General features: G+C 59.6%; 18 protein-coding genes. 9 read left to right on the top strand and 9 right to left on the bottom strand.

Annotated elements, in window-relative coordinates:
- Position 1: 1 nt before the first annotated feature.
- The 3 genes from AC1DCP_RS10950 to gpmI all read left to right on the top strand — a co-directional run bounded on the left by AC1DCP_RS10950 (position 2) and on the right by gpmI (position 4,001).
- Positions 2-1,015 (top strand): alpha-ketoacid dehydrogenase subunit beta, encoded by a 1,014-nt coding sequence (locus tag AC1DCP_RS10950; protein WP_013761697.1) that lies wholly within the window; start codon positions 2-4, stop codon positions 1,013-1,015.
- A gap of 2 nt (positions 1,016-1,017) precedes the next feature.
- Positions 1,018-2,271 (top strand): dihydrolipoamide acetyltransferase family protein, encoded by a 1,254-nt coding sequence (locus tag AC1DCP_RS10945; protein WP_065687820.1) that lies wholly within the window; start codon positions 1,018-1,020, stop codon positions 2,269-2,271.
- Positions 2,272-2,483: 212 nt separating this feature from the next.
- Positions 2,484-4,001 carry a 2,3-bisphosphoglycerate-independent phosphoglycerate mutase gene (gpmI, locus tag AC1DCP_RS10940; RefSeq protein WP_065687819.1) on the top strand — a complete coding sequence of 506 codons (1,518 nt, stop codon included), beginning with the start codon at positions 2,484-2,486 and terminating at the stop codon, positions 3,999-4,001.
- 60 nt (positions 4,002-4,061) lie between these two features.
- On the opposite strand, the gene AC1DCP_RS10935 is transcribed toward gpmI, so the two are convergent.
- From AC1DCP_RS10935 to AC1DCP_RS10905, 7 genes are all read right to left on the bottom strand, one after another.
- Positions 4,062-4,496 (bottom strand): YeeE/YedE family protein, encoded by a 435-nt coding sequence (locus AC1DCP_RS10935; RefSeq protein WP_065687818.1) that lies wholly within the window; start codon positions 4,494-4,496, stop codon positions 4,062-4,064.
- Entirely contained in the window at positions 4,493-4,900 is a 408-nt protein-coding gene (locus AC1DCP_RS10930; RefSeq protein ID WP_003511172.1) for a YeeE/YedE family protein, read from the bottom strand. Before AC1DCP_RS10930 ends, AC1DCP_RS10935 begins: the two co-directional genes overlap by 4 nt.
- Positions 4,897-5,250 (bottom strand): sulfite-sensing transcriptional repressor BigR, encoded by a 354-nt coding sequence (bigR, locus tag AC1DCP_RS10925; RefSeq protein ID WP_065687817.1) that lies wholly within the window; start codon positions 5,248-5,250, stop codon positions 4,897-4,899. Before bigR ends, AC1DCP_RS10930 begins: the two co-directional genes overlap by 4 nt.
- On the bottom strand, positions 5,244-6,539 hold the full coding sequence (gene blh, locus AC1DCP_RS10920) for a bifunctional sulfur transferase/dioxygenase Blh (RefSeq protein WP_065687816.1): 1,296 nt from the start codon (positions 6,537-6,539) through the stop codon (positions 5,244-5,246). The genes bigR and blh overlap by 7 nt, the downstream gene beginning before the upstream one ends.
- Positions 6,540-6,732: 193 nt before the next feature.
- Positions 6,733-7,218 carry a hypothetical protein gene (locus AC1DCP_RS10915; RefSeq protein ID WP_003511169.1) on the bottom strand — a complete coding sequence of 162 codons (486 nt, stop codon included), beginning with the start codon at positions 7,216-7,218 and terminating at the stop codon, positions 6,733-6,735.
- A gap of 13 nt (positions 7,219-7,231) precedes the next feature.
- Positions 7,232-8,023 (bottom strand): SDR family NAD(P)-dependent oxidoreductase, encoded by a 792-nt coding sequence (locus AC1DCP_RS10910; protein ID WP_113291588.1) that lies wholly within the window; start codon positions 8,021-8,023, stop codon positions 7,232-7,234.
- 27 nt (positions 8,024-8,050) lie between these two features.
- Entirely contained in the window at positions 8,051-8,878 is an 828-nt protein-coding gene (locus tag AC1DCP_RS10905; protein ID WP_013761690.1) for an alpha/beta fold hydrolase, read from the bottom strand.
- A gap of 129 nt (positions 8,879-9,007) precedes the next feature.
- On the opposite strand from AC1DCP_RS10905, the gene AC1DCP_RS10900 reads away from it, so the two are divergent.
- Together AC1DCP_RS10900 and AC1DCP_RS10895 are read left to right on the top strand one after the other, a co-directional pair.
- On the top strand, positions 9,008-9,994 hold the full coding sequence (locus AC1DCP_RS10900) for a GlxA family transcriptional regulator (RefSeq protein WP_113291652.1): 987 nt from the start codon (positions 9,008-9,010) through the stop codon (positions 9,992-9,994).
- 120 nt (positions 9,995-10,114) lie between these two features.
- Positions 10,115-10,846 (top strand): FadR/GntR family transcriptional regulator, encoded by a 732-nt coding sequence (locus AC1DCP_RS10895; RefSeq protein ID WP_003511162.1) that lies wholly within the window; start codon positions 10,115-10,117, stop codon positions 10,844-10,846.
- Positions 10,847-10,873: 27 nt separating this feature from the next.
- On the opposite strand, the gene AC1DCP_RS10890 is transcribed toward AC1DCP_RS10895, so the two are convergent.
- Entirely contained in the window at positions 10,874-11,509 is a 636-nt protein-coding gene (locus AC1DCP_RS10890) for a LysE family translocator (protein WP_065688007.1), read from the bottom strand.
- 331 nt (positions 11,510-11,840) lie between these two features.
- Here AC1DCP_RS10890 and AC1DCP_RS10885 point away from each other — a divergent pair, with 331 nt between their 5' ends.
- Genes AC1DCP_RS10885 through AC1DCP_RS10870 form a run of 4 tightly spaced genes read left to right on the top strand, consistent with a single transcriptional unit; the run spans position 11,841 to position 15,349 of the window.
- Positions 11,841-12,863 (top strand): ABC transporter permease, encoded by a 1,023-nt coding sequence (locus AC1DCP_RS10885; protein ID WP_065687814.1) that lies wholly within the window; start codon positions 11,841-11,843, stop codon positions 12,861-12,863.
- Positions 12,863-13,750 (top strand): ABC transporter permease, encoded by an 888-nt coding sequence (locus AC1DCP_RS10880; RefSeq protein WP_003511156.1) that lies wholly within the window; start codon positions 12,863-12,865, stop codon positions 13,748-13,750. Before AC1DCP_RS10885 ends, AC1DCP_RS10880 begins: the two co-directional genes overlap by 1 nt.
- 4 nt (positions 13,751-13,754) lie before the next feature.
- Entirely contained in the window at positions 13,755-14,591 is an 837-nt protein-coding gene (locus tag AC1DCP_RS10875; protein WP_013761686.1) for an ABC transporter ATP-binding protein, read from the top strand.
- Positions 14,591-15,349 (top strand): ABC transporter ATP-binding protein, encoded by a 759-nt coding sequence (locus AC1DCP_RS10870; protein WP_003511153.1) that lies wholly within the window; start codon positions 14,591-14,593, stop codon positions 15,347-15,349. The genes AC1DCP_RS10875 and AC1DCP_RS10870 overlap by 1 nt, the downstream gene beginning before the upstream one ends.
- 276 nt (positions 15,350-15,625) lie before the next feature.
- On the opposite strand, the gene AC1DCP_RS10865 is transcribed toward AC1DCP_RS10870, so the two are convergent.
- The gene (locus AC1DCP_RS10865; RefSeq protein ID WP_003511152.1) at positions 15,626-17,224 is read right to left on the bottom strand and encodes an ABC transporter substrate-binding protein; all 1,599 of its coding nucleotides are present in this window, start codon (positions 17,222-17,224) and stop codon (positions 15,626-15,628) included.
- Positions 17,225-17,227: the final 3 nt, after the last annotated feature.

Here is a 17,227-nt window from a genome sequence, read left to right as displayed (position 1 = left end):
CATGACAAGAATGACGATGATCGAAGCCGTCCGCAGCGCCATGGATGTGTCCATGGAGCGCAGCGACGATGTGGTGGTATTCGGCGAGGATGTTGGCTATTTCGGCGGCGTGTTTCGTGCGACGCAGGGCTTGCAGGGCAAATATGGCAAGACACGCTGTTTCGACGCGCCGATCAGCGAATCCGGTATTGTCGGCACGGCCATCGGCATGGCCGCTTATGGCCTGCGCCCCTGCGTCGAAATCCAGTTCGCGGATTACATGTACCCGGCCTATGACCAGATCACCCAGGAAGCGGCGCGCATTCGTTATCGCTCCAATGGCGATTTCACCTGCCCCATAGTCCTGCGCATGCCGACCGGCGGCGGCATTTTTGGCGGGCAGACGCATAGTCAGAGCCCGGAGGCGCTTTTTACCCATGTCTGCGGGCTAAAGGTGGTGGTTCCCTCCAATCCTTACGACGCCAAGGGGTTGCTGATCGCCTCGATCGAAGACCCGGATCCGGTGATGTTTCTGGAGCCGAAGCGGCTTTATAACGGCCCCTTCGACGGCCATCACGACCGGCCGGTAACGCCATGGTCGAAGCACGAGATGGGCGAGGTGCCGGAAGGACATTACACCATTCCGATCGGCAAGGCCGAAATCCGCCGCGCCGGGCAGGATGTCACTGTCATCGCTTACGGCACCATGGTGCATGTTGCGCTCGCCGCAGCGGAAGAAACGGGCGTGGATGCCGAGATCATCGATCTGCGCAGCCTTTTGCCACTCGATCTGGACACCATTGTAAAGTCCGTTGCCAAGACCGGTCGCTGCGTCATGGTGCATGAGGCAACGCTCACGTCAGGCTTCGGTGCGGAGGTCGTTTCGCTGGTACAGGAACACTGCTTCTATCATCTGGAAGCACCCGTCGTCCGTGTGGCTGGTTGGGATACGCCTTATCCCCACGCGCAGGAGTGGGATTATTTTCCGGGGCCGGCCCGCGTCGGGCGCGCCCTCGTCGAAGTCATGGAGGCCTGAAGATGGCGGAATTTGTTATCACTATGCCCGATGTCGGCGAAGGTGTGGCGGAAGCCGAACTGGTGGAATGGAACGTCAAACCCGGCGATCCCGTGCACGAGGATATGGTGCTGGCCGCTGTGATGACCGACAAGGCGACGGTTGAAATCCCCTCGCCGGTTGCGGGCGTCGTCACATGGTTGGCAGCGGAGGTGGGTGATACGGTGGCGGTTAAGGCACCGCTGGTGCGCATCGAAACCAATGCCTCCGCTGTTGCTGCTGCCCCCGCGGATGTGACCGAGCCGGAAGCGCCATCCGACATGACGGAAGAGCCGCCAGCGGCTGAAATCCAGCCCGCCCGCGAAATACAGGATGCGCCGCCTTCCTCTGAGGTGGAACACCATAAACCTCTGGCGTCGCCAGCCGTTCGCCAGCGCGCCGACGATCTCGATATCGATCTCGGACAAGTGAGGGGAACAGGGCCGGACGGGCATATCACCCACGCCGATCTCGATACATTTCTGACCGCACGGTCGCAATCTGAGCGGCCCGCTGCGCCGATAGCTTCCCGCGATAGCGCTGTCGAAGAGGTGAAGGTGACAGGGCTGAGGCGCAAGATCGCCGAGAAGATGACGCTGTCCGTCTCCCGCATTCCCCACATCACCTACGTCGAGGAAATCGACGTGACCGATCTGGAGGATTTGCGCACGACCATGAATGGCAACCGCCGGTCAGGACAGCCGAAACTGACGATCCTGCCGTTCCTGATGCGCGCACTTGTGAAAACGGTCGCCGATCATCCCGGCATGAATGCCACCTTCGATGACGAAAAAGGGGTCGTCAGTCACTACGAAGCGGTGCATATCGGCATAGCCACGCAGACACCTACGGGGCTGATGGTCCCGGTCGTTCGCCACACGGAAGCGCTCGGCCTTTGGGATTGTGCTGCTGAAGTTATGCGCGTGGCCGAGGCGTCGCGCACCGGCGCCGCGCAACGGGACGAGTTGACGGGGTCCACCATCACCATCAGCTCGCTCGGCCCCCTTGGCGGTATCGTTTCGACGCCCATCATCAATCACCCGGAGGTGGCGATCATCGGCGTGAACAAGATCGTGACGCGACCGGTCTGGGATGGCAGCGGTTTCGTGCCGCGCAAAATGATGAACCTCTCCTCCAGCTTCGATCACCGGGTCGTAGACGGCTGGGATGCCGCCGTCTTCATTCAGGCTATCAAGGCGCTGCTGGAAAAGCCGGCGCTGATCTTCATCGACGGCTGAGCTTCGTTCGAAAAGGATTTTCTTCCGTGAAGCACTTCAGCTTCACGGAACTGTTTCGGTGTCGGTATAGGCTTGCGTTCGCGATCTTCGAGTATAGAAGAGAAAGAACGAGAAGCGTGTTTTCTCATCATGATCATAGTGGCGGACGGGGGCGCTCCGGTGCCCAGCGCTTCGCTGTTCGTCGGCAACCGAATGAAGAAGAAGGTCCTTTCATGAGCACTCCCAAACCCGTTGTCCTGACTATTCTCGATGGCTGGGGACTGAGCGAGGACACGTCCAGCAATGCGCCGGTACTGGCAAACACGCCCACCATGGATAGGCTTTTCGCCACCTGCCCGAATGCGCGGCTGACCACCTTCGGCCCGAATGTCGGTCTGCCCACCGGGCAAATGGGCAATTCGGAAGTTGGACACACCAATATCGGCGCCGGTCGCATCGTCGCCATGGATCTTGGCCAGATCGATCTGGCTATCGAAGACGGCAGCTTTTTCAGGAATGCTGCGATGCTCGATTTCGCCGCCAAGGTGAAGGCTGCGGGCGGCGTGGCGCATGTGATGTGCGTCGTTTCCGATGGCGGCGTTCACGGCCACATCGTCCACGGTCGGGCGGCGGTGAAGCTGCTGACCGATCTGGGTTTGAAGGTCGTCGTGCACGCCATCACCGATGGTCGCGATGTCGCGCCGCAGTCCGCAGAGGGCTTCGTCCCCGCATTTGCGGCAAGCCTGCCGCAAGGCGCCAGCATCGGCACGGTGATCGGCCGTTATTATGCGATGGACCGCGATAATCGCTGGGAGCGTGTTGAAAAGGCCTATGACGCCATGGTTCTCGGCCGGGGCGAACATGCGCCGGACGCGGTGAGCGCGGTTGCCGCAAGCTACAAAAATGATGTTACGGACGAATTCATCCTGCCAACGGTCATCGGTGGTTACGAAGGCTTCAAATCCGGCGACGGTCTCTTCTGCCTGAATTTCCGTGCCGACCGCGCTCGTGAAATCCTGCTTGCCATCGGTGCGGACGATTTCGACGGGTTTGTCCGTGAAAAGCCAGTGCTTTCGGCGCTGCTTGGCATGGTGGAATATTCGACCAAACATGCGACCTTCATGACGACGGCTTACCCTAAGCGCGATATCGAAAATACTTTGGGTGCCTGGGTTGCCAAGCAGGGTCTGCGGCAGTTCCGTCTGGCCGAGACGGAAAAATATCCGCATGTCACTTTCTTCCTGAATGGTGGCAAGGAAGAACCTGAAGTGGGCGAAGACCGCTTCATGCCGAAGTCTCCGAAGGTTGCGACCTACGATCTGCAGCCGGAAATGAGCGCGCCTGAGGTGACGGAGAAATTCGTCGAGGCGATCGGCAAGGGTTACGATCTCATCGTCACCAATTACGCCAATCCCGACATGGTGGGCCATACCGGCGATCTGCAAGCCGCGATCAAGGCTTGCGAAGCCGTGGACCGGGGGCTCGCCGCAGTCGTTGCCGCTCTGGAAAAGGTTGGCGGCGCCATGCTGGTGATTGCCGACCACGGTAATTGTGAAACCATGGTCGACCCGGTAACCGGTGGCCCGCACACCGCGCACACCACCAATCCGGTGCCGGTGATCCTGTTCGGTGGACCTGAAGGCGCGAAGCTGCATGACGGTATCCTTGCCGATGTCGCTCCCACGCTGCTGCAATTGATGAATGTGCCGCTGCCTGCGGAAATGACGGGCAAAAGCCTGATCGACCTGTAATCCAGCGACGATGCGCGAGAGCCTGCTGCTCTCGCGCATGTCCAGGCAAGGCGGAAATGCCTACCGTTTGGCGTAGATTCGGTCGTGAACGAGCATGCCGGCGATCATGGCGCAAACGAGGAGAATGACCGGCATTAGGCCGAGAGCAAGCGCCGATATCGCCGGGCCGGGGCAGAAACCGGCAAACCCCCAGCCTGCGCCGAAAATAGCCGAGCCCACAACCAACGGCGCGTCGACCCGAGTTTTGGCGGCAAGGTGAAATTCCGCACTGAGAACTGGTTTGGCAAGGAAACGGCACAACAGAACGCCCGGCACGGCGACCAAAACCGCACCGCCGAGAACGAACATCAGGCTCGGATCCCAATGGCCGCTCGCCACGTCGAGAAAGCCTGAAACGCGGGCAGGATCGATCATGCCGGACAGGGAGAGGCCAAATCCGAACAGTGCCCCGGCCGCAAGTGCCACCACGAAACGCGCCATGACCTGATTTTTCATGACAGCGCTCCGGTTATCGTCGCGGCAAGGATACCGGTGATCAGGAAGATGGCAGTGGCGGTGATGGAGCGCCGGGAAAATCGTGCAAGACCCATGATGCCATGGCCGGATGTGCAGCCGGATCCCATGCGCGTACCGAACCCCACCAGCAGCCCAGCAATGACGATCAGCGGCCAGGGTGCAGATATGGTGAGCGCGGGAAAGCGGCCGAATGCGGCGGCGTAAAGATAGGGGCCTGTGAGCAAACCTGCGACGAAAGCCACATCCGTCAAGCGCCGTTCCTTGCCGAGTACATTGCCCAGGATGCCGCTGATACCGGCGATGCGGCCGTTAAAGAGAAACAGAAGAATACTCGCGAGGCCGAGCAGCATACCGCCGAATAGAGAGGGCCAATAGGCTGTCACGGGTTTTCCTCCGGCGCACAGAAGATGGTATAGAGAGCCTCGATCAGCTGCGCCGCTTTTTCCTCGGTTAACCGGTAGAAGATCTGTTTGGCCTCGCGCCGCGTTTCAACAACGCCCGCCTCACGCAAAACCCCAAGCTGCTGGGAAAGTGTAGGCTGGCGGATATCCAGCTTGGCTTCCAGCTCGCCAACGGAAAACTCCCCCTGCGCCAGCGTGCAGGCGAGCATCAGCCGCGCGGGATGGGCAAGCGTCTTCAAGAGTATGGCGACCTCGACTGCGCGTTCCTCCATCTCGACAAGCGGGATTTCGGTGATATCAGGTATCTGTTTCCGCATGTTTTCCTTTACCATGTGCTGCCCTCCAGCACGTCGAGCGGGAATTTCAGATAACGTTTGCCATTGGCCTCCGGCTCCGGCAGGCGGCCGCCACGGATATTCACCTGCAAGGCGTGCAGAATGAGCTTCGGCATCGGCAAGGTGCGATCCCGCGCCTCGCGCAGTTGAATAAAGCCTTCCTCTGTCATGCCAACCAGATGCGGATTGCCGCGTTTCTGTTCTCCAACAGTGCTTTCCCATTTGGGCGCGCGGCCACCGGGTTGATAGTCGTGGCCGGTGAAAAGCCGCGTTTCGTCGGGGAGGGCGAGGATGTCCTGAATGGATGCCCAGAGCTCTCTGGCGCTGCCGCCTGGAAAATCGGCGCGCGCCGTGCCGGAATCAGGCATGAAAAGAGTGTCATGCACGAATGCGGCGTCGCCCACCACGTAGGTTACGGAGGCAAGCGTATGTCCGGGTGAAAACAGCACGCGAGCTTCCAGCGAGCCGATGGTGAACCGGTCTCCCGCTTCAAACAGCCGGTCCCATTGCGAGCCGTCTGTTTCAAGATCGGGCCAGTTATATTTCTCCTGCCACAGCCGCTGCACACCGGTGACCTTGGCGCCGATTGCCGTTTTCGCGCCGGTTCTTTGGCTGAGATAGTGGGCGGCGGAAAAATGGTCGGCATGCGGATGCGTGTCCAGAACCCATTCCACCGCCAGGCCTTGCTCCTTGACATAGGCCAGAATGGCATCGGCATTCACCGTGCCGGTCGCCCCCGATTTCTCGTCGAAATCGTAGACCGGATCGATGATGGCGCAGCGCCGGGTTGCGGGGTCGGAAACGACATATTGCACGCTCGATGTGCTCGGATCGAAGAAAGCCTTGACGTGCGGCTTTGCCGCAGCCTGCCGCTCCAGCCAGCGGACGGCGCCGGAAAGATCGAAACCATGCTGTTGGCCGAAAGTCGCGATCTCGCTTTGTTTCATGCGCCCGTCCAGCGCTTCGCCAAGCACATAGAGGGTCAGCGCTCGCGCTCCACCCTTGCAATGGGCAAATACGGGGCCTTTTGCCTCGGTCATCGTCTGCTGAAAGGCACGAATATCGGCTTCGGTAATAGTCGGGCCATTGACCGGAATGAAACTGTAGGCAAGACCCGCAGCATTGGCGGCGCTTTTTTCATGTTCATTGCCCGGCTGGCCGGGCTCTTCGCCATCCGGCCGGGCATTGATGATGCTTTTGTAGCCCTGATCGGAAAGCGATGAAAAGTCGGAGATATCCGGCTGGCCTGCGACCGTCAGACGTTCGTTGATCCTCACGGCACTCATCGGTTTCTCCTGTTGTTCTAAATTAATATACGTTATCATATAATGTATATTGTTCGGCGGCAACAGACGGAAGAGAAAATTTCAGAGGTGGCGATTTCCTGTGTTCGCGACGAAATCACAAGCTTGCCCGAAGGGGATCGAGCAAGTGTGCTTTTCCGGGAAGCCCGCAGGTGAGTGTGGGCGGGGGCTGGCTTCAGGCTAAAAGCTTGCGGCGCGTCGCTTTCCAGCCAAGACAGATTGCCGCAACAAGCAGGGCGAGTTGAGCGACAAGGAATGGTGGTTCGTTGCCGTTCGGAGCAAGTGCGTTCAGTGCCTCGACCTTGAGAAAGGACTGAACGATCAGCACGAACATATTCAGATAAAGGCCCATCGTGGCGGTGATCGAATAAACAGTTCGCGCCCTGCCATTGAGACCGTATCCGTAAAGCGCGACCAGCGCGACCGCCAGAATGATGGTCGAGATGATGCCAACGCCGAGTGCCGGTGTGAAGTTGCCGATTGGAAACAGGAAGCCGGTGAGCGTTGTGGCGAGCGTGGTGACGAGAAACAGCGCCATCATGCGCGGCATCCATCGCCCTGCCGCATAAGCGGGCAGGGCGATCAATCCGGTTACGATGCCTATGAGGCTCAAGGCAACGTGCAATGTCGTGAATTGGGGAATGGTCAGTCCGAGGATCATGATGCGTCTCCCTCTATTCAGTTTGGGTTGCACCATACCGGCTGGCGGCATGTGCATGCGATAGATTGGGCCTCAATGCAGCGCGGGCCGCAAGGAAATTTTCAAGGTCTGCCGTATCCGGCAGGGAAGGAATGGTCAGCGTCTCGCCCAGATCAAGACCGGCCAGGGCTGCATCCACCATCTCGTGGGCATCCATGACCATGGCGGCGGGAATGGCGTCGAGACGTTCCTCGTCCCAGATGGCCGTGCGGGTGATGCCCGGCAGGACACCCTGAACCCGAACGCCGGAAGGGGAAAGCTGCGCGTGCAGCGCCTCGGTGAAGGCAAGCACAAAGGCTTTGGTCGCCGGATAAACGGCGGTAAATGCAGCCGGCATCAAGGCCGTGACCGAGGTGATATTGATGATCGTGCCCTTTCCATCTGCTGCAAGACGCGGTGCGATCGCCGCTGCAAGCCGGGTGACGGCAAGGATATTGAGATTGATCATCGTCGCGACATGGGCCGGGTCCAGTTCCGTGATAGCGCCGTCTCCGGCAATACCGGCATTGTTGACGAGACCGATGATCCGCCGGTCCTCGCGCAGCCGTGCCTCTACCCTTTCGAGGTCTTCCGCCCGTGAAAGGTCTGCTGCCAGAACCTTGACAGCGATCTGGTGATCCTTTTCCAGCCGCTCGGCCAGCGTCTTAAGCTTTTCGGCGCGTCGCGCCACGAGGATAAGATCGTGGCCGCGTTTTGCCAGGCGCTCGGCATAAACAGCGCCAATGCCATCGGACGCGCCGGTGATGAGAAACGTATTCTGTGTCATGTCCCGTGTTTCCTCTGTCTGATGGTTTCAGGCGTTGATGAAAGCAAGAAGGTCGGCGTTGAACCGGTCCTGATGGGTCTGTGTCAGTCCATGGTCGGCGCCCTCATAGACCTTGAGGGTCGCATGTTTGACGATCTTGACCGTGGAGAGCGCAGAAGCGCCGATCGGCACGATCTGGTCGTCGTCGCCGTGCAGTACGAGCGTTGGCTTGTCGAAAGCCTTCAGGTCCTGATGAAAATCGCTTTCCGAAAAGGCGCGGATGCTGTCTAGCTGGCCCTTGAGGCCGCCCATCATGCCCTGCCGCCAGAACTCGTCGCGAATACCTTCAGAAATCACAGCACCTTCACGGTTGTAGCCGTAGAAAGGAATGGTCAGATCCCTGAAGAACTGGCTACGATTGTCGTAGGTACCCTTGCGGATGCCGTCGAAAACATCGATCGGCAGGCCGATGGCATTGCTTTCCGTCTTCAGCATCAGTGGCGGTACTGCGCCGATGAGGGCGATCCTGGCGACGCGGGCCGTACCATGGCGGCCAATATAGCGCGTTACCTCGCCGCCGCCGGTGGAATGGCCGACGAGAATGATGTCGTGAAGATCGAGCTGTTCGATCAGCTCGGCCAGATCGTCAGCATATTGATCCATGGTGTTGTTGTGCCAGACCTGGTCGGAGCGGCCGTGGCTGCGGCGATCATGGGCGATGGTGCGGAAACCGTTATTGGCAAAGAATACCATCTGCGCGTCCCATGCATCGGCACTGAGCGGCCAGCCGTGGGAAAAGATGATGGGCTGGCCGTCTTTCGAACCCCAGTCCTTGTAGAAGATGTGCGTTCCGTCTCTGGTGACTATCGTTGTCATGGCTCTCTCTCCTGTTGCGGGTGGTTTGCTTGCGTCCTGTGGGAATAGAGATACTCTGGAGACAGCCGGGGCTGGATTGGCGCTTCTGACAGAAAACGAGCCGAAACTGACAAAACGGGGATGTGGGGCATGGCGGGTGTTGCGGGAAGTGCGCTGGAAGTCGGTCTGGTTCTCTACCGGGACTGTCAGGTCGCCATGGTGCACGGCATCACCGATCTTTTTGCCATCGCGTCGGTCTTCTCAGAGGATCGTGGTGGGCCGAAACTGCGGGTCAGCCACTGGAGCATGGGTGAGGGCGGTGAGTTTTCCCGTTGTCATGACACCGAGCCGGGCAGGGCGGGGCATCCCAATATCTTCGTCGTACCCGGCAGGCTGACCGGGCCAGCCGAAATCGACGAGGCCGGGCCCTATGCCCGCTGGCTGCTGGACCGGCATGCGCAGGGCGCGACGCTGGCCGCCAGTTGCGGAGGTTCCTTCATCGTCGCTGCGACAGGTCTTTTGGCCGGCCGCCCGGCCACTACCCACTGGCTGTTTGCGGAACGGTTTCGCGAGCGCTTTCCCGATATCCGCCTGGAGATAGACAAGATCGTCATCGAAGACGGCGATATCATCACGGCGGGTGGGCTGATGGCATGGACCGATCTTGGTCTGCGCATTGTTGACCGGCTGCTTGGGCCTTCGGTGATGATCGAGACCGGTAAGTTCCTTCTGATCGACCCCTCCGGTCGGGAGCAGCGACATTACAGCAGTTTCGCGCCGCGGCTGACGCATGGCGACGAGCCGATCCTGAAGGTGCAGCATTGGCTGCAGGCGCGCGCCGGGCGGGCGACCAGTGTCTCCGATATGGCCGCACATGCCGGGCTTGAGGAGCGAACCTTCCTTCGCCGCTTCAAGGCCGCCACCGGTATGAAGCCTATCGAATATGTCCAGCATCTTCGTGTCGGCAAGGCGCGGGAACTGCTGGAATTCACCCGTCGTTCGGTAGACCAGATCGCCTGGTCGGTGGGATACGAGGATGCCGCTGCCTTCCGTCGTGTGTTTCACCGTATTCTCGGCCTCTCGCCGGGCGAGTACAGAAACCGCTTTTCCAGCGGTTCGGCCATGGTGGCCGCCTGAGGGCAAATCCCGCAGTTGCGACATTGCCGCTTTGCAACGAGGTTGGTGCGAGAGCGCGGCCCTTGCAATGTGGCGGGTGTTTGCTAACATGCCAGACAAGTTTAAAACAGGTGGGCCGGAATGGACGTTGAGAGCAGCACGAAGCCGGGAATATCGCTCGCGGCGAAAATCAGCTCCGCATTGCGGCGAGATTTGTCTGAAGGCGTGTTCCGTCCCGGCGACCGTCTCCCGAGTGAGAGCGCGCTGACACGCGAATATTCCGTCAGCCGCACCGTGGTGCGGGAGGCCATCGCCATTCTACGCGCGGATGGTCTCGTAGAGGCCCGCAAGGGAGCGGGCGTTTTTGCCATTGAGGTGAAGCCGGCCAAGGAAGTGCCTTTCAATGATCTCGCCGTGGGACGGATCTCCTCGGTAATCGAACTGCTGGAATTGCGCACCGTCTTCGAAGTTGAGTCCGCCGGGCTTGCGGCATCGCGCCGATCCGCCGTGCAGGTGGAGTCGATTGTCGATGCGCATCGGCGCGTTGGCGACTGTCTCGCCGCCGGGTTGCCGACGCGGGATGCCGATTTCGAGTTCCATCTGGCCATTGCACAGGCGACGCAGAACAGGCGATTCCCCGAGTTTCTTCAACTCATCCGCTCCGGCATCATCCCGCGTGGCGAATTACAGGGGGCGGCGCCCGGTTCCCGTCCGAAGGACTACAATCTTCATCTCCAGGAGGAGCATGCGAAGATCGTTGACGCCATCATCGAAGGCGATGCCGATGCTGCCCGCCAATATATGGCGGCGCATCTGCGCGGTAGTCTTGAGCGCTACAAGGTGCTTTTGCGCTCCCGCACAGCCGCCGAATAACTCGGAAATTTCAGCTTTCTCAGCAGGTTAAGCGCTCGCCCGTCGGTAGAAAGCCAGAGAGGCGGCAAGCGTCAAAAGTGCGCCGCCGCAAATGCGGTCGAGCCATAACGCCCCTGACTTCCGCAACAGTCTGACGGCCTGCGAGCCCAGCAGGGCATATCCGAACATGACGATGAAATCGATGCCGGCAAAAACCAGCGCAAGCACCGCATATTGCTGGATCTGCGGTGCTGCCGGATCGATAAATTGCGGCAGGAAAGCCGAAAAGAACAGATATCCCTTGGGGTTGGTCACGGCTACAAGGAAGCTTTTGAGGAAAATCGAGCGGGCGGAAGTGGCCCCGGAAGTGTCTGCCGATTGAAGAGCGCCATCAAGCGAGCCTCTCGAGCGCAAAAGCATGGCGCCCAGGAAGGCAAGATAACAAACGCCGACCCATTTGACGACGCCGAACCAGAACTCCGAGGCGGCGAGCAATGCTCCCAATCCCAGTGCAACCGCGCCGATCAGGACGAAATCGGAGAGGACCGCGCCGGCCATACCTGTAAAGGCGCGGCGAACCCCGAAACGCGAGCCATTCGCAAGCGCCAGCAAAACCGTCGGGCCAGGTGTGGCAATACCGATAAAGGCAACTATCGCAAATGCCAGAAGTGTCATTTCCGCCATGTCTTCCTCCCCCTTGAAGCAGGAGATGTGCCGGTGCCGGACCGGCATCTCCACAGGCAGTTCGAAGCGAAGAATACAGGCTTTTGTCATCGCGGCAATATGTGTGATTCCTTTCTCCGGCAAAGCAAAGAACCGCTGGTTTTCGGATGAAATCTCGGTCTTGAAAGGCAGCGTTGTTGCCTGCTTCAGTCATTTTCCAAGCCTGCCGCAGGACCAATTTTATCGGCATATGCTTGACAGCTCTCCACACCTGTGACAACTTGCGAATAGTTGTCAGACAGGATTGCGCCTTTGTTATTTTGTGCAATCGACTTCTGGCAAGGGAGGAACCATGCCAAAAAGACGCCTTTCGCTGTATGGCCTGTCCGGCCAGATCGGAAGTATTGCGGTCACGCTGCTCGGATTGCTGCTGCTGACCTTTTTCATCGGCCGCCTGATGCCCGCTGATCCGGTGCGGGCCATCGTCGGCGAGGACGCGACCCGCGAAACCTATGAGCAGGTTTACCATGCGCTCGGTTTCGACCGTCCGCTCTGGCAACAATTCATCTATTATCTCGGCGATGTGTTCACCGGCGATTTCGGAACCTCGATCCGCACGGGCCAGCCTGTCATCCAGGATATCATACGCGTCATGCCGGCGACGATGGAGCTTGCGACCTTCGCGATCCTGATCGGTGCCGGCCTCGGAATTCCCATGGGGGTTTATGCCGCCGTCAAGAAAGACCGCTGGCAGGACCATTTGGTGCGGGTGCTCAGCCTGTTCGGCCATTCCATGCCGATTTTCTGGACCGGTATGATTGCGCTGATCGTTTTTTACGCTCATCTCGGGCTTGTCGGCGGCGGTGGCCGCATGGACCAGTTCTATATCGGTCTCGTGGAGGAACGAACGGGCTTCTTGCTCATCGACAGCCTGCTGGCGGGCGATATGGAAGTCTTCTGGTCGGCCATCAATCACCTCATCCTGCCCGCCGCTCTGCTTGGTTATTCATCGTCGGCCTATATCACCCGCATGACGCGCAGCTTCATGCTCGACCAGCTGGGCCAGGAATATGTGACGACTGCGCGCGTCAAAGGCCTGTCGCAACGCCAGACGGTGTGGCTGCATGCCTTCGGCAATATTCGTGTGCAGCTCGTCACCATCATTGCCCTTGCTTACGGCTCACTGCTGGAAGGCGCTGTCCTTATCGAGACCGTCTTCGCCTGGCCGGGCTTCGGCCAATATCTCACCAGCAATCTTATCATCGGCGACATGAATGCCGTGATGACCTGCGTGCTTATCGTCGGCGTCATCTTCATCGGGCTCAATCTCCTGTCCGACATTATGTACCGCTTTTTCGATCCGAGGACCCGCTGATGACGGCTCGTGCAGAAACTTCCTTGCGTCTTCCCGTGCCTTTGAACGCGCTGAAGAACATCATTGTCTTCCTGCTGAAAAGCCCGACATCGGCCTTCGGCCTGGTGATATTGCTGCTTCTCGTCATCGCGGCGATTTTCGCGCCCTGGCTTGCGACGCATGATCCTTACGTGCAGGATCTCGCCAAGACGCTGCAGCCGCCCGGTAACGGCCATTTCTTCGGCACGGACGAGCTTGGACGCGATATTTACAGTCGCCTTCTGTGGGGCGCGCGCATCACTCTCACCATCATCTCGCTGGTGTCGATCATCGTCGGTCCGGTCGGTCTGCTGGTCGGCACGGCCTCCGGTTATCTCGGCGGCAAGTTCGATACGGTGATGATGCGCATCACGGATATTTTCCTGTCGTTCCCGAGCCTCATCCTGTCGCTCGCCTTCGTGGCCGCGCTCGGACCCAGCCTCAACAATGCGATCATCGCGATCGCGCTCACCTCATGGCCGCCGATCGCGCGGCTCGCACGCGCCGAAGCGATGACATTCCGCAAGGCGGACTACATTGCCGCCGCAAGGCTTCAGGGTGCTTCGCCGCTGCGTATCATCATAAAATCGATCATGCCCATGTGCCTGCCTTCGGTCCTGATCCGTCTGACGCTGAATATGGCGACCGTCATTCTGACCGCCGCAGGCCTCGGCTTCCTCGGCCTTGGCGCGCAGCCGCCCCTGCCTGAATGGGGCGCGATGATCGCGACCGGACGCCGTTACATGCTCGACAGCTGGTGGCTCGTCACTTTCCCCGGCGTTGCGATCCTTTCCGTCAGCCTTGCCTTCAACCTTCTGGGTGACGGCCTGCGGGATGCGCTCGATCCGAAGCAGATGAACCGGAAATAGGGCCATGGAAAAACCAATCCTCGACGTCGAGAATCTTCGCATCCGTTATGGCGGTTCGCCCACCGAGGCCGTGCGCGGCATCTCCTTCACCCTTGGCCGGGAGCGTCTCGGCATTGTCGGCGAAAGCGGCTCGGGCAAGTCCACCGTCGGCCGGGCCTTGCTGCGCCTCCTTCCATCGGCGACGATAACGGCCGACAAGCTTGATTTTGATGGCCTCGATCTTCTGTCGCTCAGTGAGAAGGAGATGCTGAAGGTTCGCGGACGGCGCATGTCGATGATCCTTCAGGATCCAAAATTCTCTCTCAATCCCATCCGCCGTGTCGGCGATCAGGTGACGGAGACCTATCTGCGCCATTTCAAGGCGTCGAAATCGGAAGCCCGCGAAAAGGCGCTCGCCATGCTCGATGCGGTCAAAATCCGCGACGCCGCGCGCGTCTACGAGCAATATCCGCACGAGATTTCCGGTGGCATGGGCCAGCGCGTCATGATTGCGATGATGCTGCTTGCCGATCCTGATCTGGTCATTGCCGACGAGCCGACCTCCGCGCTGGATGTGACGGTACGGCTGCAGGTTCTGAATATTCTCGATGGCCTCGTTCGGGATAGAGGCATCGGTCTCATCATGATCAGCCACGACCTCAATCTCGTGCGCAATTTCTGCGACCGGGTACTCATCATGTATGCCGGCCGGGTGGTGGAAACGCTTGCCGCGCGCGACCTCGATCAAGCGCAGCACCCCTACACGCGCGGCCTGCTCGCGGCGCAGCCGCGGATTGGCGGCACGCGTGCGCCACTTGCGGTGCTGGATCGCCGCCCCGAATGGCTGGAGGAGAAAGTATAATGGCCGTTTCCGTTGAAACCCGCGATCTCTCCATCACCTTCGGCAGCGGCCACACGGCGCTTAAAGTGCTGCCTTCGGTGTCCTTTCGCGTCGAGCCGGGCGAGTGTTTCGGTCTGGTCGGTGAAAGCGGTTCGGGCAAATCAACAGTGTTGCGCTGCGTGTCGATGCTGAATGATTTCTGGAGCGGCGAAATCCTCATCAATGGAAAGTCGGTTCGCGACATGCCGCTGATCGAGCGATGCCGCACGTTGCAGATGGTGTTTCAGGATCCCTATGGTTCGCTGCATCCGCGCCAGTCGGTGCGCACCGTTCTCGGAGAATCGCTTGCCATCCATAAACTGGGCGATCGTGAAGAGCGCATGCGCAAGGTAATTACGGATGTCGGTCTGCCCGTGTCGTTCCTGGACCGCTTCCCGCATCAGCTTTCCGGCGGCCAGCGGCAGCGCGTAGCGATTGCGCGTGCGCTGATCCTTGAACCGTCGCTGCTTCTGCTCGACGAGCCGACCTCGGCACTCGATGTTTCGGTGCAGGCCGAAATCCTCAACCTGTTGCAGCGCCTGCGCGAAGAGCGCGGCTTCACCTATATCATGGTGACGCACGATCTCGCAGTGGTCGACCACATGTGCGATCGCTTCGCCGTGATGCTGCGCGGCGAAATCACCGAAATCCTGCCGCGTGAGGCCATCGCCGGCAATGGTGCGACACATCCTTATGCGCGCGAACTGATCGGCGCCTCGCTGGAATATGAAGGCGCATGACACCTCCCAAAGCGTGATCGTCCTCCTCCGGGGCATCACGAATAATAAAATCCTCCTTCCTTGCCCGGCCTTCAGTGCCGGGCAATTTTTTTGGATGGCTACGGCGGGATGGCGGGCCGCCAACTGCGCTTAGGCTGCTCACACAAGACCCCGGATCTCGTCCGGCGTTACGGAGTGCGGAGGCTTCGCCTAACACATTGGGTGAATGGAGCTTCATTACAGCAAAAAGGCGCGGGGTTAGCCGCGCCTTCTCCTACTCGCAGATATGGCAGCCGATCACCGCTCCTTGCTCACCTCTTCAAAGCGCGAGAGCCATGGGCTGACGATCATACCCTTGATGTCGCTGCGGAAAGCGGCGGTGTCGACAACTTCGGAGAATGGCTGAATGGACATGACGATCTCGTCCATATAGGCCTGAAGGTCCTCGTAGAGCTTCGTCTGTTTCGCCACGTCGCGCTCGACAAGGGCTTCCTCGATCATCTTGTTCAGCTTTTCATCGAAGAAGCTCGTGCGCCAGCTCTGATAGTTGGTGAGCTTGGCGTCGTCCGCATTGTTCGGATTATAGGCGATGGAGCGCAGGTTGTTGTCCGGATGCGGCTGCTGACCGCCGCCGCCGCGGCCGAGAAGCAGTTCGAAGTTGCGCTCGCGCATGGCGCCGTAAATCTGGTCGCCGGAACCGCTGATAAGTTCGGCCTGGATGCCGGCCTGGGCCAGTGTGTTCTGGATTGCCGTTGCCGCTTTCATGAAGGGGTCTTCCGAGAGCACGCGCAACGTCGTCTTGAAACCGTTTGGATAACCGGCTTCAGCCAGAAGCGCCTTGGCTTTTGCGATATCGAGCTTGTAGCCCTGATCCGGCAGCGCGCCCATCACACCGGTGCTGAGAGAGCGCTGATGCAGCTTGCCGTAATAGGGCATGACCGCCTTGTCGAGACCGTCGTAGTCGATCAGGTAACGCAGGGCTTCGCGCACTTTCTTGTTCGCGAAGCGCTCGTCCTTCATCGAAACGCTGAGGTAATAAAAACCGGAGCCGGGTGTGGATTCGATGGCGATGGTCTTGTCGGCTTCGAGCGACTTCAGGTCCGGCGCCTGCAGGGAGTAGGCGACATCGATGTCGCCCTTTTCCAGCATCAGCCGCTGCGATTGCGATTCCGGCAGATGGCGCATCAGGACGCGCTTCATCTTGGCCTTTTCACCCCAGTAATCGTCGTTGCGGGTGAGAATGATATATTCGTTGGATTTCCACTGGGTCAGCTTGAACGGGCCGGAGCCCGCCGAATTGAGCGTCAGCCACGCGCCACCGAGATCGCCGTCCTTTTCGTTGGCAAGCGCCGTCTGGCTGTCGATGATCGAGCCGGGCCCATTCTGTGCAAGGATCATCAGCAGCAGGTTGGGATCATCAGGCTTCGGAATATTAAGCACGAAGGTCTGGTCGTTTTCGGCGACGAAAAGCTTGTCGGCATCCTCCAGCTTGAAACCGCGCGTTTTGAGGAAAGACGATTGCGCCAGATTGCGGGCGAGCAGACGTTTCAGGCTCCAAGCCACGTCCTTGGCCGTCACGGCGTTACCGGACGCGAACTTGGCGTCGGCGCGCAGGTGGAAGCGGATCGATTTCCGGTCCTCGCCGATTTCCCAACGTTCGGCAAGGCGGGGCTGGACGCTGCGATCTTTGGGCGAAAGCACGACCAGCGTGTCGTAGATATTATTCAGAACCTGCACCGTCTCGCGGCCGGTAATGGCGGCTGGATCAAGGGTCAGGATATTGCTCATGGTCGTGGCGACGATGAGCTGGTCCTTCGGCGTTTCTGCAAAGACGCTGAGCGGCACGGCGCCGATCAGCAGTGCACCGAGGGCTGCGGTTGCAAGAAAATGTCTCATTTT

The sequence above is a fragment of the Agrobacterium sp. 10T429 genome (genome assembly GCF_056393925.1).
Note: the sequence above shows the minus strand (reverse complement) of the source record. Positions and strands in the feature narration are given on the sequence as shown.